This is a genomic window from Microbacterium sp. RURRCA19A (assembly GCF_900156455.1).
Lineage (GTDB): Bacteria > Actinomycetota > Actinomycetes > Actinomycetales > Microbacteriaceae > Microbacterium.
In genome coordinates, this window is record NZ_FTNQ01000001.1 from 946,446 (window position 1) to 968,038 (window position 21,593).

General features: G+C 70.8%; 20 protein-coding genes. 4 read left to right on the forward strand and 16 right to left on the reverse strand.

Going from position 1 to position 21,593, the window contains the following annotated elements:
- Positions 1-15 precede the first annotated feature (15 nt).
- The 3 genes from BW982_RS04630 to BW982_RS04640 form a co-directional block, all read right to left on the reverse strand.
- On the reverse strand, positions 16-576 hold the full coding sequence (locus tag BW982_RS04630) for a YceI family protein (RefSeq protein ID WP_076490866.1): 561 nt from the start codon (positions 574-576) through the stop codon (positions 16-18).
- Positions 577-723: 147 nt separating this feature from the next.
- Positions 724-1,089, reverse strand: coding sequence for an FKBP-type peptidyl-prolyl cis-trans isomerase (locus BW982_RS04635; RefSeq protein ID WP_013583439.1), 366 nt, complete (start codon positions 1,087-1,089; stop codon positions 724-726).
- A gap of 150 nt (positions 1,090-1,239) precedes the next feature.
- Complete coding sequence (locus BW982_RS04640) at positions 1,240-2,406, reverse strand: PrsW family intramembrane metalloprotease (RefSeq protein WP_076490867.1); 1,167 nt, start codon at positions 2,404-2,406, stop codon at positions 1,240-1,242.
- Between the two features lie 92 nt (positions 2,407-2,498).
- Between BW982_RS04640 and BW982_RS04645 the strand changes: the two genes are divergently transcribed.
- Positions 2,499-3,365 (forward strand): fumarylacetoacetate hydrolase family protein, encoded by an 867-nt coding sequence (locus BW982_RS04645; RefSeq protein WP_076490868.1) that lies wholly within the window; start codon positions 2,499-2,501, stop codon positions 3,363-3,365.
- Positions 3,366-3,558: 193 nt separating this feature from the next.
- Here the strand turns inward: BW982_RS04645 and BW982_RS04650 are convergent, their stop codons facing one another.
- The 4 genes from BW982_RS04650 to BW982_RS04665 form a co-directional block, all read right to left on the reverse strand.
- The gene (locus BW982_RS04650) at positions 3,559-5,022 is read right to left on the reverse strand and encodes an aspartate ammonia-lyase (protein ID WP_076490869.1); all 1,464 of its coding nucleotides are present in this window, start codon (positions 5,020-5,022) and stop codon (positions 3,559-3,561) included.
- A 139-nt stretch (positions 5,023-5,161) separates the two neighbouring features.
- Positions 5,162-6,061, reverse strand: a complete 900-nt coding sequence (locus BW982_RS04655) for a phosphodiesterase (RefSeq protein ID WP_076490870.1) — start codon at positions 6,059-6,061, stop codon at positions 5,162-5,164.
- 37 nt (positions 6,062-6,098) lie between these two features.
- Positions 6,099-6,428 carry a peptidase gene (locus tag BW982_RS04660; RefSeq protein ID WP_076490871.1) on the reverse strand — a complete coding sequence of 110 codons (330 nt, stop codon included), beginning with the start codon at positions 6,426-6,428 and terminating at the stop codon, positions 6,099-6,101.
- Entirely contained in the window at positions 6,425-7,648 is a 1,224-nt protein-coding gene (locus BW982_RS04665; protein WP_076490872.1) for an inorganic phosphate transporter, read from the reverse strand. Before BW982_RS04665 ends, BW982_RS04660 begins: the two co-directional genes overlap by 4 nt.
- 170 nt (positions 7,649-7,818) lie before the next feature.
- On the opposite strand from BW982_RS04665, the gene BW982_RS04670 reads away from it, so the two are divergent.
- Positions 7,819-9,933, forward strand: a complete 2,115-nt coding sequence (locus tag BW982_RS04670; protein ID WP_076490873.1) for a S9 family peptidase — start codon at positions 7,819-7,821, stop codon at positions 9,931-9,933.
- Between the two features lie 120 nt (positions 9,934-10,053).
- Here BW982_RS04670 and BW982_RS17415 read toward each other — a convergent pair whose 3' ends face one another.
- The 4 genes from BW982_RS17415 to BW982_RS04690 all read right to left on the reverse strand — a co-directional run bounded on the left by BW982_RS17415 (position 10,054) and on the right by BW982_RS04690 (position 15,697).
- The gene (locus BW982_RS17415; RefSeq protein WP_083696506.1) at positions 10,054-10,587 is read right to left on the reverse strand and encodes a hypothetical protein; all 534 of its coding nucleotides are present in this window, start codon (positions 10,585-10,587) and stop codon (positions 10,054-10,056) included.
- A gap of 691 nt (positions 10,588-11,278) precedes the next feature.
- Complete coding sequence (locus tag BW982_RS04680; RefSeq protein ID WP_076490875.1) at positions 11,279-12,307, reverse strand: 6-phosphofructokinase; 1,029 nt, start codon at positions 12,305-12,307, stop codon at positions 11,279-11,281.
- Between the two features lie 94 nt (positions 12,308-12,401).
- Positions 12,402-13,466: a hypothetical protein gene (locus BW982_RS04685; RefSeq protein WP_076490876.1), complete on the reverse strand. Its 1,065-nt coding sequence runs from the start codon at positions 13,464-13,466 to the stop codon at positions 12,402-12,404.
- Between the two features lie 74 nt (positions 13,467-13,540).
- Complete coding sequence (locus tag BW982_RS04690; protein ID WP_076490877.1) at positions 13,541-15,697, reverse strand: DEAD/DEAH box helicase; 2,157 nt, start codon at positions 15,695-15,697, stop codon at positions 13,541-13,543.
- 243 nt (positions 15,698-15,940) lie between these two features.
- On the opposite strand from BW982_RS04690, the gene BW982_RS04695 reads away from it, so the two are divergent.
- Positions 15,941-17,308, forward strand: a complete 1,368-nt coding sequence (locus BW982_RS04695; protein WP_076490878.1) for an MFS transporter — start codon at positions 15,941-15,943, stop codon at positions 17,306-17,308.
- A gap of 27 nt (positions 17,309-17,335) precedes the next feature.
- Here BW982_RS04695 and BW982_RS04700 read toward each other — a convergent pair whose 3' ends face one another.
- From BW982_RS04700 to BW982_RS04720, 5 genes are read right to left on the reverse strand one after another with little or no spacing between them, the layout of a single operon-like run.
- Positions 17,336-18,280: a bifunctional riboflavin kinase/FAD synthetase gene (locus BW982_RS04700; RefSeq protein ID WP_076490879.1), complete on the reverse strand. Its 945-nt coding sequence runs from the start codon at positions 18,278-18,280 to the stop codon at positions 17,336-17,338.
- Positions 18,277-18,696 (reverse strand): hypothetical protein, encoded by a 420-nt coding sequence (locus BW982_RS04705; protein WP_076490880.1) that lies wholly within the window; start codon positions 18,694-18,696, stop codon positions 18,277-18,279. The genes BW982_RS04700 and BW982_RS04705 overlap by 4 nt, the downstream gene beginning before the upstream one ends.
- A 45-nt stretch (positions 18,697-18,741) precedes the next feature.
- Positions 18,742-19,110: a hypothetical protein gene (locus tag BW982_RS04710; protein ID WP_076490881.1), complete on the reverse strand. Its 369-nt coding sequence runs from the start codon at positions 19,108-19,110 to the stop codon at positions 18,742-18,744.
- Positions 19,107-20,000: a tRNA pseudouridine(55) synthase TruB gene (gene truB, locus BW982_RS04715; RefSeq protein WP_076490882.1), complete on the reverse strand. Its 894-nt coding sequence runs from the start codon at positions 19,998-20,000 to the stop codon at positions 19,107-19,109. Before truB ends, BW982_RS04710 begins: the two co-directional genes overlap by 4 nt.
- The gene (locus BW982_RS04720) at positions 20,000-20,503 is read right to left on the reverse strand and encodes a nucleoside/nucleotide kinase family protein (RefSeq protein ID WP_076490883.1); all 504 of its coding nucleotides are present in this window, start codon (positions 20,501-20,503) and stop codon (positions 20,000-20,002) included. Before BW982_RS04720 ends, truB begins: the two co-directional genes overlap by 1 nt.
- A 220-nt stretch (positions 20,504-20,723) precedes the next feature.
- Between BW982_RS04720 and BW982_RS04725 the strand changes: the two genes are divergently transcribed.
- The gene (locus BW982_RS04725) at positions 20,724-21,590 is read left to right on the forward strand and encodes an HhH-GPD family protein (protein WP_076490884.1); all 867 of its coding nucleotides are present in this window, start codon (positions 20,724-20,726) and stop codon (positions 21,588-21,590) included.
- Positions 21,591-21,593 lie beyond the last annotated feature (3 nt).

Below are 21,593 nucleotides of genomic sequence, written 5' to 3' on the forward strand. Positions count from 1 at the left end.
TGCAGAGTCGGTCGATCAGGCCTGGAGAGCGAACTGCAGGTCGAGCTCGATGGTGACGTCCTTGCCGACGAGCACGCCGCCGGTCTCGAGCGCGGCGTTCCAGGTGAGGCCGTACTCCTCACGGTTGATGACCGTCTTGGCGGTCGCGCCGGCCTTGTAGTTGCCCCACGGGTCGGTACCGAACCCGCCGAAGTCGATCGAGAAGGTGGCGGGCTTGCTGACGCCGCGGATGGTGAGCTCGCCGTCGACGAGGAAGTCGCCGTTCTCGACACGGACACCGGTCGACCGGAAGTCCATCGTCGGGTAGGTCTCGGTGTCGAAGAACTCGGCCGAACGCAGGTGCTGGTCGCGTCCCTCGTCCTTCGTGTCGACGGACGTGACGTCGACGGAAGCCTCGACGGTGGCCTCGAACGGGTTCTCGGGGGCGACGAGCGTCGCGCTCTTCATGCCGAAGGTACCGCGCACCTTGGAGATCATCATGTGGCGGACGGTGAACGTCACCTCGCTGTGCGAGGGGTCGAGCACCCAGGTGCCCTGCTTGTAGCCGGGGATCTCGAGCGTGGTCGTGTCGGTCATGTCACTCCTTGAGGTCTGGGGAGCCGGTACGGCGTCCTGCCGGGGTCCAACTCGCATTCATCCGAATGTATTCCACGATTCCCGAAAAACACGAACCCGAGGGGCCGGAGCTCCCTCGGGTGCGTGAACAGGCGGTGAAACGCCGGGTCAGCCCACCTTGAGCAGGTCGATGATGAAGATGAGGGTCTTGCCGCCGAGGAAGTGGCCGCCGGCGGGTCCGTACGCCAGGTGCGGCGGGATCACGAGCTCGCGGCGTCCGCCGACCTTCATGCCCGGGATGCCGTCCTGCCAGCCCTGGATCAGGCCGCGGAGCGGGAACTGGATGCTCTCGCCACGACCCCACGACGAGTCGAACTCTTCACCCGACTCGTACTCGACACCGGCGTAGTGCACGGTGACGGTGTCGCCGGGCTTGGCCTCATCGCCGTCGCCGACGATGATGTCGCGGATGACGAGGTCGGAGGGGGCGGGGCCGCTGGGAGCGTCGAACTCCGGCTTGGTGCGATCAGTCATGACACCCATCCAAGCACGCGGCGGGCACCGGCGAACCCCCTGGACAAAGACTCAGCGCCCGGTGCCGCGGCGATGCCTGCGTGTCTCCCGGGCGCTGAGTTGGCCTACACCGATGGTGCTCCCGGTCCCCGCGCCTGTCAAGACCCGGTGTCAGGGGGCCAGCAGTGCGGCACGCGCCGCGGTGGTGCGCTGGAGGAGTGCACGCTCCTGTGCGGCCGCGGTGGCGTCGCGGCCGGAGAGGGCCCGCTGGCGCGCGGCGGCGAGCGCCGTGGCATCCCGGATGAAGCTCTTCATCACCGCCGAGCGGTCGCCCGGCAGCCCTCGCGCCCAGGCCACCGACGACCGGCGTCCGGCGCCCGTGGCGAGCATGTCGACCTCCTGCGCGGTGAACCAGCCCGCGGCGGCGTACTCGCCGAGCCGTGCCCGCGTCAGTCGCGCCTCCTCCCGGCGCAGGGCGAGGATGCCGAGGACGAACAGCGCGAACAGCGGCACCTGCAGCGTCGCGTAGAGCTCGAAGAAGTTGAAGAAGGTCGCAGAACCGTTCCACAGCGCGTGGAGCACGATCGCTCCGACGAGGCCGGGCAGCGCGTACCGCAACGCCGCCCCGGTGCCGAGCGACCGCCGGGCGGCCAGACCGAACGCGAAACCGGTGAGGCTGGTGAACATGACGTGCGCGAACGGCGAGAGCACCGCACGGAGGAAGAACACCCCGCTGACCTGCACCGCACCGCCCTCGATGAAGCTCACCGCGAAGTACTGCACGTTCTCGGTGAACGCGAACCCGGCGCCGATGAGGGCGCCGTAGACGATGCCGTCCACCGGCCCGTCGAACGACCGACGCGCGCCGACGTACAGCAGGAGCAGACCCAGGCCCTTGGCGACCTCCTCGACGATCGGAGCCTGCACGACCGAGCTGAACGCATCGCCCCACCCACCCGTGAGGAACGCCAGGAGCGCGTCCACGCCGAGGGCGATCGCGACCGACGCGATCGCTCCCCAGGCCACGGCGAAGGCGAGCAGCCGCCGCGGCTCGGGCTCCCACCGATCGATGAGCCGCACCGCGAACCACACGATCACGAATGGCACCACCGCGAGGATCATCCCGACGATGGATGCCGCGGGCCCGAGGAACCGCAGGAAGTACAGCACGAGCAGTCCCAGGACCGGCACGAGAAGCCCCGCGACGATCCACAGGAGCACTCCGCCCCGCCGTGGACGCGCGGGGACGCCCGCCGCCGGCACGGCGGACGGCGGGGCGTCGGAGATGCGGGCGGGCTCGCCCGGCCCGGGCTGCCACAGCGGCGAGGGGTAGCTCATGCGCACAGCCTAGGGGCGGGGATCCGCACACCCCCGCGGGTTGCCGGGGCGGCAAACGGCTTCCCCGGCGACCGGCCCGGTAGCGTGGAGGCATGCGTTTCGCCCACGTCCGTTCCCCGGAGGCGGCCGATGCCCCTCGCCTCGTCAGCGTCCACGGCGAGGAGTTCGCGTTCGTCGACGGGTTCTTCGCCGACGCTCCCACGACCCTCGAGCAGCTCATCGCCGGCGGCGACGACCTCCTGGCGCGTGTGCGCGAGGCCGCGCCGTCGGCGCCCCGGCATCCGCTCGAGGGGGTGCCCTTCGCATCGGCGGTGCTCGCACCCCCGACGATTCTCGCCGTCGGGCTCAACTACGCGGCGCACTCGGGCGAGCTCGGCCTGAAGACGGATGCGGGCCCCACCGTGTTCGTCCTGTGGCCGAACTCCCTCACGGCGCACCGCGAGACGACCTCGTGGCCGCGGGCCCTCAGCGAGGCCGTGGACTACGAAGCGGAGCTCGGGGTGATCATCGGGCGGCCCGGCCGCGACATCCCGGAGGCGGACGCGCTCGATCACGTGTGGGGCTACACGGTGGTCAACGACATCACCGCGCGCAACATCCAGTTCTCGGAGGCGCAGTGGTCGCGGTGCAAATCGTTCGACGGCTTCACGCCGACGGGTCCGTTCGTCGTGACCGCCGACGAGATCCCCGACCCGCAGGACCTCCACATCTGGACCGTCGTCGACGGCCACACCGTGCAGGACGCATCGACCGGCCAGATGGTGCGGTCCGTGGCGACGCTCATCCACAAGCTCTCCGAGTCGGCGACCCTGCTGCCGGGCACCCTGATCTCCACCGGCAGCCCCGGCGGAGCCGGCTACTCCCGCGACCCGCAGATCTTCCTCCGCGACCGGTCGACGGTGACCGTCGGCATCGACGGAATCGGCGAACTCACGACGCACTGCCGCATCCTCGACTGAGCTCGACGTGGCCGCGGCCTCGGCGCCTCGGGGCGTGGCATCCCCGTTTCAGCACCGAGACTGCATCTGCCTGACAAGTCCACTGCAGCGTGCAGTGGGGATGTCAGGCGGATGCAGTCTCGCGGGCGCGGGCGGGCCCGGGCCAGCGCGGGCGGGCGCGGGCCGGCCCGGCGCCGGCCGGGTCAGGCGCGGGTCACTCCTCGACGACGCTGTCCGCGGCGCGGATGACCGGGATCGCCTCGGTGATCGCCTGCAGACCCGACAGCCGCGCGGGCGAGATCTGCTTCATGACTTCGTCGCGCGTCATGAGTCCCGCCTCGACGACGAGGTCGGCGACGTTGCGATGCGTGAGGAGCGCGGTCTTGGCGAGCGCCGCGGCCGCCGCGTAGCCGATGAACGGGGTCAGGGCGGTGACGACGCCGACCGACGAGCCGACCATCGCACCCAGTCGCTCGCGGTTGGCGGTGATGCCGTCGACGCAGTTCACCCGCAGGGTCCACATCGCCTGACGCATCCAGGTGATCGACTGGAAGATCGAGTGGGCGATCACGGGCTCGAAGGCGTTGAGCTGCAGCTGACCGCCCTCGACCGCCATGGTGACCGTCATGTCGGCACCCACGACCGAGAAGGCGACCTGGTTGACGACCTCGGGGATCACGGGGTTCACCTTGCCGGGCATGATGCTCGAGCCCGCCTGGCGAGCCGGCAGGTTGATCTCGCCGAAGCCGGCCTGAGGTCCGCTGGAGAGCAGCCGCAGGTCGTTGCAGATCTTCGAGAGCTTGATCGCGTTGCGCTTGAGGGACGCCGAGAAGGACATGAAGGCGCCGGTGTCGCTCGTGGACTCCACGAGGTCGGTCGCCGTCTCGAGGTCGAGTCCGGTGATCTCCCGGAGGTGTCGCAGCACCGACGGGCCGTAGTCGGGATGGGCGGTGATACCCGTGCCGATCGCGGTCGCCCCCATGTTGATCTCGAACATGAGGTACGCGTTCTCCTGCAGGCGGTTGTAGTCCTCGCCCAGGGTCGTGGCGAAACCGTGGAACTCCTGGCCGAGCGTCATCGGCACGGCATCCTGCAGCTGGGTGCGCCCGACCTTGAGGACGTCGTGGAACTCCTCGGCCTTCGCCAGGAACGACTGCCGCAGCAGCCCCAGCTCCTCCAGGAGGCTCCGGAGCGTGAGCGACAGGCCGATCTTCACCGCGGTCGGGTAGACGTCGTTCGTGGACTGGCTGCGGTTGGTGTCGTCGATCGGCGACAGGAAGGCGTAGTCGCCCTTCTCGCGCCCGGCCATCTCGAGCGCGATGTTGGTGATCACCTCGTTGGCGTTCATGTTCGTCGAGGTGCCGGCGCCGCCCTGGATGACTCCCACGGCGAACTCGTCGTGGAACTCGCCGTCGATGACACGCTGCGCGGCGCGGTCGATGAGATCGGCCTTGGCCGGGTCGAGCACCCCGATCTGCCGGTTCGCCCGCGCCGAGGCCTGCTTGACCATCGCGAGGGCCCGGACGAGGTCGGGGTAGACCGAGATCGGTCGCTTCGCGATGGGGAAGTTCTCCAGAGCCCGCGCGGTGTGGATGCCCCAGTAGGCATCGGCGGGGATCTCGAGGGAGCCGAGCGAATCGGTCTCGGTACGGGTGCGCGTCATTGCGTCCAAAGCCATGGGGGATGTCCTCGTGGGTCGTCACGGCGGTCAGGGATCCCCCGAGCCTAACCACCGCGACCGGCCGAGTCGCTGGACACCACGGCCTGTCGCTGGACCCCCGCACTCCCCCGCGTACAGCGGTGCCGCTCGGCCGGGTTCAGCGCTTGCGCGAGAACGCCTCGAGCCGCCCCTCGGGCGAGAGGTCGGCCATCCTTGCGACCCACTCCGGCGTGAAGTAGCCCGCCGACTCCGCGTCGACCACGGGCACCACGGCGTGCGTGATGGTGTCGTCCCAGACGTGGACCAGGTGGAAGGACTGCCCGGCATCCATGCCGTTCACCTCGTCGGACGGGGCGGCGAGGTCCATCGTGTAGCAGGACGCCGCGGAGACGCTCACGGGAACGCCCGCGAAGGTGCCGGAGGTGGAGTAGTGCAGGTGTCCCGCGAGAATGGCGCGGACGTCGCTGCCGGCGATCGCCGCCGCCAGGCCCGACTGGTCTCGGAGCTCGAGGATGTCGAAGAACGGGATGTGGGTCGGCAGCGGCGGGTGGTGCAGCGCCAGGATCGTCCCGAGCGGAGCCGGCTCGGCGAGCTCCGCGCGGAGCCACTCCAGCTGAGCGGCATCGAGATCGCCGTGGTGCCAGCCCGGAACGGTCGAGTCCAACGCGATGAGGCGGAGGCCGTCGAGGTCCCACACTCCGGTGACGGGTTCTTCGGTGGGGTCCGCGTCGAGCAGACCCGCACGCAGGGCGGGACGCTCGTCGTGATTGCCGGCGACCCACACGACCGGGGCGCCCAGACGCTCCGCCCAGGGCTCGACCTCGGCACGGAGCGCACGGTAGGCGTCGGGTTCACCGAGATCGGTCAGATCGCCCGTGAACACCACGGCATCCGGTCGCACACCCGTCGCCTCGGCCGCCGTGAGAGTGCGGCGGAGGTGCGCTCCGGCGTCGTAACGACCGCCCAACAGCCGATCGCCGGCGAGCAGGTGTGTGTCACTGAGGTGGAGGATCACACGCCGCGCGGGCGCGTGCTGACCGAACTGCACCGATGCCATGAGCCCAGCCTACGAGGGGGCGCCGACACCGCCGCGGTCAGTGGTGGAACAGGATCAGGAGCAGCGCGCCGAGCACCGCCGCCGCGCACACCGCGAAGCACACGTACGCCCCGACGAGCGCGAGCCTCTTCTGCCCCGCGCTCAGCGGGTTGCGCGCGGCCGCCTTGGCCACCGCCTTCTCGGCGCGGCGCCGCTGCTTGTCGGTGAGCACCGTGATGGCATCCGTGAACTCCGCCGGCGCGACCAGCGGCGGACGGCCGCCCCGGACGAGCAGGCGCAATCCGAGCGCGTAGAACGTCACGACGACCGCGGCTCCCAGGAGCGCGGCCACGAAGACGTGGAGGAAGGCTTCCCAGTCGATGGTCATGCGCGGTCGTCCCTTCCGGCCTGCGCGCGCTCGAGCCGGCGCTGGCGACGGGTGGGGCCCGGCTTGCGCGGCACCTTCACCGCCGCCCCCGAATCGGCGACCTCGCTCATGGCGTTGGCGGAGGTGACCTCGTCACGCCGCGAGCGCAGGAAGAGCCCGAGGATGATGACGACCGCGATCACGGCGTCGACCGCCACGCCCCAGCCGCCCAGCCACACCACGATGAGCGCCGCAGCGGCCCCCACGGCACCGGCCGCGGGAAGCGTGAGCACCCAGCCGACCATGATGCGGCCGACCGTGTTCCAGCGCACCTTCGATCCGCGACGGCCGAGTCCGGAGCCGATGACCGATCCCGACGCGACCTGCGTGGTCGACAGCGCGAACCCGAGGGCGCTGGATGCCAGGATCGTCGCGGCCGTGGAGGTCTCCGCCGAGAAGCCCTGCGCGGGCTTGACGTCGGTCAGTCCCTTGCCGAGCGTGCGGATGATGCGCCAGCCGCCCATGTACGTGCCGAGGGCGATCGTGAGAGCGCACGCGAAGACCACCCACAGCTGCGGGTCGGTCTCGGACGACGACTGCCAGCCGACGGTGATCAGGGCGAGCGTGATGACGCCCATCGTCTTCTGCGCGTCGTTCGTGCCGTGGGCGAGGGCCACGAGCGAGGACGTGAAGATCTGCCCCCACCGGAAGCCGTCGCGGCCGTCGGCTTTCATGTCGTACCGCCGTGTGATGCCGTAGGCGATCTTCGTGACGGTGAAGGCGATGATGCCGGCGGTCAGCGGAGCGATCAGCGCCGGCAGGATGACCTTGCTCAGCACGACACCGGTGTCGATCGCCGATGCCCCGACGCCCACCAGGGTTGCGCCGATGAGCCCGCCGAACAACGCGTGCGACGAGCTGGAGGGCAGCCCCAGCAGCCACGTGAGCATGTTCCAGGTGATCGCGCCGATGAGGCCGGCGAAGATGATCGGCGGGAAGATGTCGGGGCTCAGCTGGTCCTCGCGGATCATGCCGCCCGAGATCGTCTTGGCGACCTCCGTCGACAGGAACGCGCCCACGAGGTTGAGGCTGGCGGCGAGGAGCACCGCGACCTTGGGCTTCAGCGCGCCCGTGGCGATGGGCGTGGCCATCGCGTTCGCGGTGTCGTGGAAGCCGTTGGTGAAATCGAAGAACAGTGCCAGGGCGATGACCAGCACGATGACAAGGGCTGCGCTCTCCACCGATCGCTTTCCGTAGGGGGAAGGAGGATGCCGACGGGATCGGCGCGGAGAACGAAGAGTTCACCTGACATTCGGCCCAGGTTCACGGGGCCGACGACATCATTTCACCGGCATGCATCCTGGTCAAACGCTGAGCCGCCCACCGCGTCGGAGCCGACTACCGTGGAGTGGTGACCGACACCGACGCCCGCCCCGTCCCTCCCGTCGCCGCCCGCCGCATCACGGCGCGCATCCACCACGGTGACACCTTCGACGACCCGTACGAGTGGTTGCGCGCCAAGGACGACGTCGAGGTCGTGGCCCACCTCGAGGCCGAGAACGCGTACACCGACGCCCGCACCGCGCACCTGGCATCCCTCCGCGACGAGATCTTCGGTGAGATCAAGGGGCGCACGCTCGAGACCGACCTGTCCGTCCCCGCCCGCCGCGGCGAGTGGTGGTACTACGGCCGCACCGTCGCGGGCGCGCAGTACGGCATCCAGTGCCGCGCCCCGCTGGCCTCGCCCGACGACTGGACGCCGCCCCAGCTCTCCCCCGACGTCGCCGTGCCCGGCGAGCAGGTCCTCTTCGACGGGAACGTCGAGGCCGAGGGCACCGACTTCTTCTCGCTCGGCAGCTTCGAGGTCTCGAACGACGGCACCCGCATGCTGTACGGCATCGACGTGGCCGGCGACGAGCGCTACACCGTGCGCGTCCGCGACCTCGTCACCGGTCAGACGCTCGCCGACGAGATCCCCGGCACGTTCTCGGGTGCCACGTTCTCGCCCGACGGCCGCTTCATCGTCTACACCACCGTCGACGACGCATGGCGCCCTGACACCGTGTGGCTGCACGAGATCGGGACGGGCGTGGATGCCGACGTGCAGCTGTTCCACGAACCCGACGAGCGGTACTGGGTGGGAGCCGACTTCACCCGGAGCGACCGGTACCTGATCATCGGCGTCGGGTCCTCGATCACCTCGGAGGAGCGCCTGCTCGACGCCGATGACCTGCGGGGCGAGGCCCGGATCGTCTGGCCCCGCCGCGAGGGCGTGGAGTACTCGGTCGAGCACGCCGTCGTCGACGGCGCGGACGTGCTGTACATCCTCCACAACGACGGCGCCCTCGATTTCGAGTTGGTGCGGGTCGCGGCATCCGATCCTCAGGGGCCGCGCGAGACCGTGATCGCCCATCGCCCCGGCGAGCGCCTGCTGGGCGTCGACACCTTCCGTGACTGGGGCGTCGTCGCCTACCGTCGCGACGGCCTCGCACGCCTCGGCCTGCTGTCGTACGCCGACCACGGCGTGTCCGAGATCGCGTTCGACGAGCCGCTGTACAGCGTCGGCACCGGCGGCAACCCCGAGTGGGCTCCCCCCGTGCTGCGCGTCGGCTACGGATCGTTCGTGACGCCCGGCACCGTGTACGACTACGTCATCGACACCGGTGAGCTGCTGCTGCGCAAGCGTCAGCCCGTCCTCGGCGGATTCGACCCCGACGACTACGGTCAGGCCCGTGCCTGGGCGACGGCCGACGACGGCACCCAGGTGCCGGTGTCCCTCGTGTGGAAGCGTTCGTTCGGTGAGCCCGGCGCCTCCCCGCGTCCCGTGCACCTCTACGGCTACGGCTCCTACGAGCACTCCATCGAGCCCGGCTTTTCGGTTCCGCGACTGTCGCTGCTGGACCGCGGCGTCGTCTTCGCGGTCGCCCACGTCCGTGGCGGCGGCGAGATGGGTCGCCAGTGGTACGAGGACGGCAAGCTGCAGGCGAAGCGCAACACGTTCACCGATTTCGTCGCGGTGGCGCGGCACCTCGTGGCATCCGGGTACACCACCCCCGACCGCCTCGTCGCCGAGGGCGGGAGCGCCGGCGGGCTGCTGATGGGCGCCGTCGCCAACCTCGCGCCCGAGCTGTTCGCCGGGATCCTCGCCGACGTGCCGTTCGTCGACGCGCTGACGACGATCCTCGACCCCTCGCTCCCCCTCACGGTCATCGAGTGGGACGAGTGGGGCGACCCGCTGCACGACGCCGAGGTCTACGCGTACATGAAGTCGTACTCGCCGTACGAGAACGTGCGCGGCGGGGTGCAGTACCCCCGCATCCTCGCGGTCACCTCCCTCAACGACACCCGCGTGCTGTACGTCGAGCCCGCCAAATGGGTGCAGCGCTTGCGCGAGGTCGGCGCCGACGCGCTGCTGAAGTGCGAGATGGTCGCCGGGCACGGCGGCGTGAGCGGCCGCTACAACGCGTGGCGCGAGCGCGCGTTCGAGCTGGCCTGGCTGCTGGACGTGCTGGGTCTGGCCGAGTAGGGGCGGTTCGACGGGGGCGCTTGTCCCACTTATGGCGAGGTGTGTCCCACCTATGGCGAGGTGTGTCCCAAATAGTGCTGCCCAGCGGCAGCCGTGACAGCCATAAGTGGGACATGCTGGTCACAGACCGGGCCGCCAGCCCGCTCTGATCAGCGCATCGCGCACCATCGTCAGGGCGTAACCACCCCCGTCGCGAAGATGGTGGTTCAGGATGCGGACATGGTCCCATCCCGCGTCCCGAATCGCTGCCCAGCGATCGGCGTCTCGCGCGAACTGCCGCGGATCCTCGGCGTGCACTCGGCCGTCGTACTCGGCCGCCACTCTCCACGCGGGGAACACCAGATCGATCTCCGCGACGAACTCGCCCCGGGCCGAGAAGATGTCGGCGTTGACTTCCGGCTCCGGAAGTCCTCCGCGAACGAGCACCAAACGCAGATGCGTTTCCTTCGGAGAGCGCACGCCCGGCCGGGCCAGGGCGAGGGCGTGGCGCAGGATGCCACGACGCACATCCCCCATGAGAGCCACCTCAACCGCCAGTTCGTCGACGGTGGCGAGCGGCCTCCGACCCGCTAAGAGCGCGTCGGCACCCGCGACGAGATCATCGAGATGCCAGAGCCGACCGCACTGCCGCCACGCTCGCACCGCATTCTCCATCGGCATCCCGTGAGGTCCGGTTTCGATGGCCGGCTCCCGCGTCTGCAGCCGATGCCCTACGACGCCGTCGGTGCGCGGTTCTCGCGCGGGCCGGTGGGTCGACACATGGATGCGAGGTACGTAGGGCCACTCGGGCGTACTGAGGCCCCGCAGCGCGAAGACGGTCTCGTGGCTGAAGAACTGTCCGGGTGCAAGACGGGGCGCGTACGCGCGACAGAGATCGACGAGCGATCCACCATCATCCCCAAGGGAGCGCGATCGCACTCCGTGGAAGGGCGCGGCGAGGTCGGAGGCGCGCAATCGAGCGCGACTTACTCCCTTCTCCAGGGCGTGGGCGACGTGAAATCGCTCGGGGAGATCGGTGGGAAGCGGGCGAGGTCGAGTCATGCTCCACGATCCCGGACGCAGCGGCCCGATTCCAGGTTGTCCACAACCCGTTTGGTTCGAAGAGCGGCTGTGGAGGAAACCTCCTCCGGTCGCGACAGAAAGGCATGTCCCACTTGTTGCTGCCTTCGAGCCCACCAAACAGCAAGAAATGGAACATGCATCGGCAGAACTGGGACGAGCGCCGTCATAAGTGGGACGCGCGCCGACACTGCACCGCAACGACGACGCCCTGCCCCCTACACCCCCGCACCGCAACAACGACGCCCCGCCCCGCGGCGGCGGGACGGGGCGACGGGAGCGCGGTTCAGCCGAAGAGCGCGGCGGCTTCTTCGTAGCGGTAGAGGGGCACGCTGTTCAGCTCGCCGAGCGCGTCGGCGAACGGCACGCGGATGATGTCGGTGCCACGCATGGCCACCATCTGCCCCCAGGCGCCGTCGGCCAGCGCGTCGGCGGCGTGCAGCCCCAGACGCGTCGCGAGCACGCGGTCGAACGCCGACGGCGAACCACCGCGCTGGATGTGGCCCAGCACCGTGGCGCGGGTCTCGATGCCGGTCAGGCGCTCGATCTCGGGGGCCAGCAGCTCACCGATGCCGCCGAGGCGGGGGCGGTTGAAGGCATCCAGGCCCTTGTCGCTGAACGCTTCGTCCATGCCCTGCAGCTTGAAGCCCTCCGACACGACCACCAACGGCGCACGGCCGCGGTCGTGGGCGCGCGTGACCTGCTCGACGATCTCGTCGATCGACATCGGCACCTCGGGGATGCAGATGACGTGGGCGCCCGCGGCGATGCCGGCGTGCAGGGCGATCCAGCCGACGTGCCGGCCCATGACCTCGGCCACCATGCAGCGCTGGTGCGAGTCACCCGTGGTGCGGAGGCGGTCCATGGCATCCGTGGCGATGTTGACCGCGGTGTCGAAGCCGAACGAGTAATCGGTGGCGCGCAGGTCGTTGTCGATCGTCTTGGGGACGCCGATCACGTTGATGCCGTCCTTCGACAGGCGATCGGCCGCGGCGAGCGTGCCCTCGCCGCCGATGGCCAGGATGCCGTCGATGCGATGCCCGTAGAGCGTCTTGGAGATGTTCTCGGCGCCGCCGCGCACACCCTCGTAGGGGTTCGTGCGGCTCGTGCCGAGGATCGTGCCGCCCACCTTGGACAGACCCTTCACCTCGTGGCGGGTCAGCGGGAAGAAGTCACCGTCGACGACGCCACGCCAGCCGTCGCGGATGCCGACGAACTCGATGTCGTGATTGGTGGTGCCTTTGAGCACGACGCCACGGATGACGGCGTTCAGCCCGGGGCAGTCTCCGCCGCTGGTCAGGATGCCGATCTTCATGCTGGAACCTCGCTATTGGGGATGATCGAGTCGGCGACGCTGCCGCGTTCGACCTTAGTGCCCCACCCGCCGCGCCCGCCAAACGGGGGACGTCTCACGCGGGATGCCACCGGTCCACACCCATGGTGTGTTCGGCGACCCACCGTTCCTCCGGCCCCACGTCGACCGGGTTCCGGAACCAGAACGTCTCGTCCGGAACCCACCCCGCGATCGTGCTGGCTCCCCCGTCGCCGAGGTCGATGATCCGTCCCGCGCCGGCGAGGTACCCGGTCACGGTGAGATGGACGCCGACCGCCGCGCGCGCCAGCGCCGCCCAGTCCGGGATCACCCAGACGCCGTCGCGCCCCGTCGTCCAGTCCCAGACGGTGCGCCGCGACGCGGTGACGACCAGCGGATGCCGCAGGCACAGCGCCGCCCAGGCTTCGGGGCCGTCGATCTCGATGACGTCGCCCGCGGGCGGGTCGACGCGACGCGAACGCGCGGACAGCCACCCGAAGGAGTCCTCGACGAAGGACAGGCCCAGCGGGCCACGCTCGCCGAGGCGGGTCGTACGCGGAAGAGGGAAGGGCGGCGTCGACCACCACGGGCCGGAGACCCCGGTGGAGCCCGCGAACCGAAGCTCGTCGGCCGCCATGTCCGCGCGCCACTCGGGGAGGATCTCCTCCGGATCGACGGCACGAAACGGCTCCTCCTCCCACGCCACGGCCGCCTGGTGTTCGCACGCGACCGGGCTCGCCCACCACTCGACGAGGCCGGATCGCACGATGCCGTCCGCCATCCGCCGCAGGACGGGTCGCATCTCCGGCGCCGCCGCGAGCTCGTCCATCCCCGAGGGCGGCTGCCAGTAGGCGGCCTCGTCGACCGCCTGCCATAGCGCGTGCGCGAGCGTCTGCGACGTCATCGCGGGCACGGGAAGCGCGGCGAGCGCCGCCGCCGCGGCGCGCGGGGACACCTCGGGCTCGACGAACGGCTCCGTCCCGTCGGTGAACGAGAGCAGCACACTCGTCCCTCGTTCGCGCCCGTGCGCGGCCCAGAACGCCGCCTGAACGGCATCCCTCGTCTCGGGGGTGTCGGCGCGACGCGCTCCTTCGAGCAGGACCTCCAGGCACAGCCGACGCCCACGCGGACCGTCGATCAGCGCGGACGGATCGAGGGGCATGCCCCGACCCTAGCGAGCGCGCACGCCCACGACGCACGAACGCCCCGGCGGCACCGGGGCGTTCGTGGGAGGGCTCAGGCGCCGAGCGCCTGCCGCAGCAGGTGCATGAGCGCGGAGAGCTGCACCGAGTCGCTGGAGCCCGGCTCGATGGCGAGGCCGTCGAGGGCGCGCTGCGCCAGGCCCTCCTTCGAGTCGATGAGCTCGGCGATCTTGGTGTCGATCGTGTGCGCGGCGATGATGCGCCAGGCCGTGACGGGCTCGTCCTGGCCGATGCGGTGCACGCGGTCGATGGCCTGCGTCTGCTCCGCGGCCGTCCACGACAGTTCGGCGAGCACGACGTTGGACGCCGCCTGCATGTTCAGTCCCACGCCCGCGGCGGTGAGCGAACACACCGCGATGCCCACGGACGGGTCGGTGTTGAACGCGTCGATCGCGGCCTGGCGCGCCGTGGACGTCTGGTCTCCGCGCACCGACACCGCCTTCAGACCGGATGCCTTGAAGTGGGCCTCCGCGGCATCCATGACGTCGATGTGCTTGGCGAAGAACACGACCTTGCCGACCGAACGCTGGAGCTGCACGGCGTAGTCGGCCGCGAGCTGCGCCTTGGCCTGTCCGATGCGACGGACCATCGTGAAGACGTTCTCGGAGCCGGTTCCGGCGGCCTTCGACTCTTCGAGTTCGCCGTGCGCGACGAGGCGCACGATGTCCTCGTCGATCTCGCCCGGTGCGAGCCCACGGTCACCGCGGGCCTCGATGATCCGGCGGTACTTCGCGGCGAGACGCGCGCCGAGTTCGCGCTCGGCGTGGCGGATCGAGCGGCCGTACTCGTCGTCGAGCTCGACGGGGAGGTCGGCGACGAGCTTGTCGGGGAGGTCGGCGGCGACGTCCTTCTTCTTGCGCCGCACGATCCCCATCGAGATCACCGCCTCGCGCGCCTCGGGGTAGAACGCCTTGTCCGCGGGCGTGAGGCCCGTGGCATCCAGCTTCTCCATCAGCTCGGGACCCGGCTTCTCGCCGTTCGTCCAGCCGAGGAAGCGCCAGATCGCGTCGAAGTCCTCGACGTCGTTGATGAGCGGGGTACCGGTGAGCGCGAGCAGGAGCGGATCGCGCGTCTGCTGACGGACGCGGGAGGCCAGGGCGAGGACGTTCTGCGACCGCTGCGACGACAGGTTCTTGATGAAGTGCGCCTCGTCGACCGCGATGCCCTTGAGGCCGATCGACGACAGCCACGACAGGTGGCGGTCGAGGATCTCGTAGTTGACGATGAACACGTCGGCGAACGCGTCGATGTCGGCGCCGCTCCCCGAGATGACGGTGGCGCGGCGGTGGGGCGTCCAGCGCTGCACTTCGCGCGCCCAGTTCATCTTCACGACGTTGGGCACCACGACCAGCAGCGGGTAGGCCTCGGCGACCGAGGCGGCGAGCACCGATTCGGCCGTCTTGCCCAGACCCGGCTCGTCGGCGAGCAGGAACGAACGGTGCCCCTGACGAACGGCCTCGAGAAAGCGCGACTGATGCGGCATGACCTCGAGCCCGCGCGGCGAGAGCCGGTCGAACTCGGGCACGGGAGGCAGGTCCATGCTGGCGGCCGACCCACCGGCACCGGTCTCGAACGCCTTGTACAGCGGGCCCATGAGCTCCCAGCCGTCCAGGCGTCGCCGGGGGGCGTCGCCGGTGCTGCGCGGGGTGAGATCGGGCGGCAGGAACGGGTTCGCCATCTGGCGCGCCTCGATGGATGGCGGGATGACCTGCTTCTCGGCCAGCGCCGCCGGCACCACCGGGGCGACCTGCGGGGCGGTGTCGGTGATGATGAGCTCATCGGGTGCCAGCTCGGCGCCGGACTCCAGCAGCCAGTCGCGGCGCATGCGGCGCGCGACCGGCGACGTGGCCTGGTCGACCTCGAGCAGCTGGATCAGCGACGTGTCGCGTGCGGCGGTCTTTGCCAGGATCGTGGCCACACCGTCGAGGCGCTTGAGCAGCTCGGCGCGTGCGGCGTCGGTGATCTCGGTGTCGGCCTTGACGCGGGCGCGCTCCTCGCGGACGAGGAAGGCGATCACCTGGAACTTCACCCGGTTGGTCGGGCCGAGCTTGCCGCGTTGCGCTTTGGCTTCGACCTCGCGCACCTTGCGGGCGAGGATGGGGATGACGGGGGCCTCGTCGTCGCGACGGGATGACGAGGTCTTGCGGCGCCGTTGGCTCGAGCCTCGGGCGGCGGTTGCCGTGGTCGGCATGCTCCTCCTGAGCGTGTCGTCCGGACGTGTCCGGAACGTCCCGGCCGGTGGCCGGTGGATCAGTGATCCCGGAGAGTGCCGCGAGACTCACCGCCGGAGCGGCAGCGTCTGCGACCCGCGACGCGTCTTCACCGGAACGGCTCGCGAGGAGGCGGGTGACGGGATCGAGACCATTCTAGCGCGTCGGCGGGTGGTCCTGACGTACCCCTCCCCCGGCGATTCGACGACACCTACGCTGGGGCGATGGCCGAACCGATGTCGCGCGACCAGCGCGTGGTGCTCGCCGTCGCCGTGCTGGCATCCTTCGTGTCGTTCCTCGACGGCACCGTGGTGAACGTCGCCCTCCCCGCGATCTCGCGCGATCTGGGCGGCGGTCTGTCGACGCAGCAGTGGGTGGTGGATGCCTACCTCGTGACGCTCGGCGCGTTCATCCTCGTCGCCGGCTCCCTCAGCGACGTCCTGGGCCGCACCCTGGTTCTGCGGATCGGGCTGGTCGGGTTCGGCGTGACCTCGATCGCGATCGCCGCGGCCCCCACGGCCGAGTTCCTCATCGTCGCGCGGGCCCTCCAGGGGGTCGCGGGGGCGTTGCTCGTACCGAGTTCCCTCGCTCTGATCACATCGACCTTCCGCGGCCCGGCCCAGGCCCGGGCCATCGGCATCTGGACCGGGGCGACCACCGTCGCGATGATCGCCGGTCCCCTCATCGGCGGCGTCTTCGTGGACACGCTCTCCTGGCGGTTGGTGTTCCTCGTCAACGTGCTGCCCATCGGCGCCACGCTGTGGCTCCTGGCCCGGTCGGGGCATGTGGACCACCGACGCGCCGGGGCGCGCGTCGACATCCTCGGTGCCGTGCTCTGCGCGGCGGGCCTCGGCGGAGTCGTGTTCGCCCTCATCGAGCAGCCGAACCTGGGGTGGGCGTCGCCGGTCATCTGGGGGCCGGGAGTGATCGGCATCCTGTCGTTCGCGGGCTTCCTCGTGCGCCAGCGCACGGCCCGCCAACCCATGATGCCGCTGGACCTGTTCCGCTCCCGCAACTTCTGGGCCGGCAATCTCACGACCGTCTTCGTGTACGCGGCGCTGTCGCTGAACGGGTTCGTGGTCGGGGTCTACCTGCAGCAGGGGGCGGGCCTGCCCGCGACGCTCGCGGGCCTGGCCTCGCTGCCGAGCACGCTGCTGATGATCACGCTCAGCTCCCGGATGGGGGCCCTGGCGGGGCGGTACGGCCCCCGCCTGTTCATGACGCTCGGCCCCGTGGTGATGGCGGCGGGCGCTCTCCTGCTGCTTTCGGTGCGGCCCGACTTCGACTATTGGACCCAGGTGCTCCCGGGGATCGTCGTGTTCGGACTGGGGCTGACCGCGACGGTGTCGCCGCTGACCGCCGCGGTGCTCGGCGCGATCGAGACGGAGCGCTCGGGGATCGCCTCCGCTGTCAACAACGCCGTCTCCCGTGTGGCGGGCCTCCTCGCGATCGCCGCGATCTCGGCGGTCGCCGGGGGCGCGCTCGACATCGACGGGTTCCACCGCGCCGCGGTGTTCACCGCCGTGCTGATGCTCCTCGGTGCCGCGGCCGCGTTCCTCGGCATCCGGAATCATCTGTCGCGGCGCGACTGAGTCCGCATCCGCCTCGGTGGGAAGGCGTCAGCGCAGAATGCCGCGGACCCGTTCGACGTCGTCGGCCATCTGCACCAGCAACGCGTCGATGCCGTCGAACGCCGCCATGCCGCGGACCCGCTCGACGAAACGCACCTCGACGTGATGCCCGTACAGATCGAGGTCGGTCTCGTCGAGCACGTACACCTCGACCTGCCGCGTGTGCACGTCGTCGAACGTGGGATTCGTCCCGATGCTGACCGCGGCCGGATAGCTGATCCGACGCGCGCCGTCCACGTCGATGAGCCACCCCGCGTACACGCCGTCGGCGGGCACGAAACCCTCGAGCTCGGGCGAGAGGTTCGCGGTCGGATACCCGAGCTCGCGACCGCGCTTGAGCCCGTGCACCACCTCGCCCCAGACCGAGGGGGCGCGGCCGAGCAGGCGCGCGGCGGTGGCGATGTCGCCCGCCGCGAGTGCCTCGCGGATCCACGTCGACGACACGCGCCGGTCGGCGTGGACGGCACGGACGTCGTCGACGACGTCGACACGGAAACCGTGCTCCTCCCCCATCCGCGCGAGCAGGTCCGGGTCGCCGGCACCGCCCGCGCCGAACCGGAAGTCGCGACCGACGAGGACGGTGCGCGCCGCGAGGGCGTCGACCAGCACCTCGCGGACGAAGTCCTCCGCGGGCTGCGCGGCCCGAGTCTCATCGAAGGTCAGCAGCAGGGTGGCATCCACTCCCGCGCGGTCGAGCAGCTCGAGCTTCTGGTGCGGACCGATCACGTCCGGCGGGCACCGATCGGGCCGCAGGACGCTCAACGGATTGCGGTCGAAGGTCACGGCCACGACCTGAGCGCCGTCGGCCGCCTCCACGCGCGCGCGGTCGATGACGGCCCGATGGCCGGTGTGCACACCGTCGAACTTCCCGATCGCGACGACCGACGGGCCGAAGCCCGAGGGCACGTCGGCCGGGTCGCGGAAGACGATCACGGGGCGGTCCTGCGGTGCCGGATCAGCCACCACAGCCCGAGAAAGGGCAGGACCAGCGGGATGAACAGGTAGCCGATGCCGTACACCGACCACACCGTCGGGTGCTGGAAGAGCGCGGGCAGGGCCAGGCTCAGGGTGCCGACGACGATCACGCCCACGAGCTCGAAACAGATCGCGATCCAGGCGACGCGGTACCAGGTCGCGCGCGACGAGAAGATCAGCGCGAGCGTGGCCAGGATGTAGACCACCGCGGCGAGGGCGGAGAGCGAGTAGGCGACGGGGGCGTCGTCGAACTCGCGGACGATCTGCACGAACGACCGGCCGGTGGCGGCGAGCGCCATGATGCCGTAGACGATCACGAGGACCCGGCCGATGCCGGTCATTCCGCGGGTGCGGGCGGGAGTGGTGGATGCCATGACCTCCCCATCCTAGGCGGCCGGGCGCCGCGGCATCCGGTGCCCTCAGGCCACCTGCACCGTCCAGATCACGTGCATGCGCCACACCATGACGGCGACGGCGAGGGCCGCGACCCCCATGATGACGGTGCTCCACCGACTGCGTTCGATGAGCGCCCACGCCGCCCCCGCCGGCGGCAGGAGCGCGGCGGACACGAGATAGGTCCAGAACTCCAGCAGACTGCCCGTCGGCGGGTTCCCCGCGAAGGGCGAGGCGATGGCGATGACGATCTGCACGATCAGGAGCACCTCGATGAGGGCGAGCGCCCCGACGGTGACGTCGGACGGGCGGCGACCGGCCAGTCCCGCGACGACCGCGATGAGTCCCGCCAGGACGGCGACCCCCACCTGCGTGAGTGTGAACCACAGGATCATCCCGCGACCTCCTCGGGCATGTTCATGACGCTCTTGAGCTGAGTACCGCGGCGCTCGACGATCCCCACCAGACGCCCGTCGGGATCGATCGCGGCGGCGCGCTCCCCCGTCAGCCGACCGCCGCCGTCGATGCGCTTGCCGTGGCGCAGGTCGCGGGACTCCTCTGCGCCGACCGCGAGGGCGCCGACGACCGCGGCCGCGGCGGTCGCCGGTTTCACGAGCACGGTCTCGGCGATGGCATCGACGGATACCGCGGCGGCGACGTCGAACGCCCCGATGCGGGTCCGGCGGAGAGCGGTCAGGTGACCGCCGACCCCGAGCGCGGCGCCGAGGTCACGGGCGAGCGCCCGGATGTAGGTGCCGCTCGAGCAGTCCACGACGACGTCGAGCGCGATCGTCGCCGCCTCCCGGCGCACGGCCCGGACCTCGAAACGCGACACCGTCACGCGGCGGGCCTTCAGTTCCACCGACTCGCCCGCCCTGGCGAGGTCGTACGCCCGGCGCCCGTGCACCTTGATCGCCGAGACCGTGCTCGGCACCTGGTCGATCTCGCCGCTCAGGTCGGCGATCCCGGCGGCGATCGCCGCATCGGTCACGGCGGCGACGGTCGTGGCATCCGCCCGGGCCGTCTCCTCACCGTCGGCGTCGTCGCTGTCGGTCGAGATCCCGAGCAGCACGGTCGCCTCGTACGTCTTGTCGGCGCCGACGATGTAAGTCAGCAGCCTCGTCGCCCCCTCGACACCCAGGACGAGCAGTCCCGTCGCCATCGGGTCGAGCGTGCCCGCGTGGCCGATCTTGCGGGTGTCCAGGGCGCGACGCGCGCGCGCCACGACGTCATGGCTGGTGATGCCTCCGGGCTTGTCGACGAGGAGGATGCCGGGGCGTGCCATCAGCAGAAGTCGCCGAACACCTGCACGGGGTGCGCGGGGTCGGAGTTCTCGACGATGACCGAGGCGGCCGCCTTCGGGCGTGCCTCGCGGAGGTAGCGCTTCTCGGCATCCGGGAGCTCCGGACGCGGGGCGCCGAACGGCGGGTTCGCCTCGAGCCACACCGACCAGTTCCAGAGGCCCCGCAGGCACGCGGCGTGGAGGAAGCGGCCGTCGACGACGAGGACCGCGCGATCGGGTGCGACGTCGCCGTTGCCGAACGGCTCGCCGGCACGGAACGGGGCGACCAGCATCTCGCGGACGTCGCCCGCGTCGTCGGCGAGCGTCGCACGGAAGACGGCCGTGCCGTCTTCGCCGACCGCCGCGGCGAAACCGTCCGCGAAGGCCGTGGCGGCAGCGGCATCCAGCGCGTCGATCGCCACGACGAGACGTCCGTTGCCCGCGTTCTGACGCATCAGGTCGCGGAGGCTCCGCTGCACGGTCTCCACGGGGTTCTCGCTCGACATACCTCCAGCCTAGGTCGCGCCCGGCCCGCGCACGCTTTCACCCGGCGCACCGCCCCCGCACGCTTCCCACCGATAAACGCGATCGGCGACGAGACACGGCGGGAGAACCCGTGTCTGGCCGTGGATTGCGTTTATCGGGTGACGCCGCGGCACCGACCTACCGGGTGGGGCGCTAGGCGGAGTCGGCGCGGGTGGGCGCGAGGACTCGTAGGGTGGAGGGATGCCAGGGATCGCCGCGCCGCTCATCGCGTGGTACCGCGGCAACGCGCGGGATCTCCCCTGGCGGCGGCCCGGCTTCGGCGCCTGGGGCACCCTCGTCAGCGAGTTCATGCTGCAGCAGACCCCCGTCGCGCGGGTCATCCCGCACCTGGAGGCATGGCTGGGGAGGTGGCCGACCCCGGCGGACCTCGCCGCTGCCGGCCCCGCGGAGGCCGTCACGCAGTGGGCGAACCTGGGGTACCCGCGGCGTGCCCTCTGGCTGCACCGCGCCGCCGTCGAGATCCGCGACCGCCATGGCGGGATCGTGCCGCGCGACGTCCACGCCCTGCTCGCACTCACCGGCATCGGCGACTACACGGCCCGCGCCGTGGCCGTGTTCGCCTACGGTGACCGGCATCCCGTGGTCGACACCAACACCCGGCGCGTGCTCGCCCGGGTCGTGGACGGTGCCGCCCAGCCCGGACCGCCCGGCAAGGCGGACCTCGCCCGCATGGCGGCGGAGCTCCCCGCCGACATCGACGAGGCGGCGATCGTGAACGCGGCGGCGATGGAGCTCGGAGCGATCGTGTGCACGGCCCGCGCGCCCCGGTGCGACGTCTGCCCGCTCGCCGCGCAGTGCGCGTGGCGCGCGGCCGGATACCCGGCGTCCGAGGACCGACGACGGCGTCAGGCGAAGTACGAGGGCAGTGACCGCCAGGCGCGCGGAGCCGTCCTGAAGGTGCTGCGCGATGCGGCTCCCGCCGGCGTTCGTCTCGACGACGTGGTGCCCGACTGGCCCGACGCCGGCCAGCGCGACCGCGCCATCGACTCGCTGATCGCCGATGGGCTGGCGGAGGCCGACGGCGGAGCGCTCTTCCTCCCCCGCTGACCG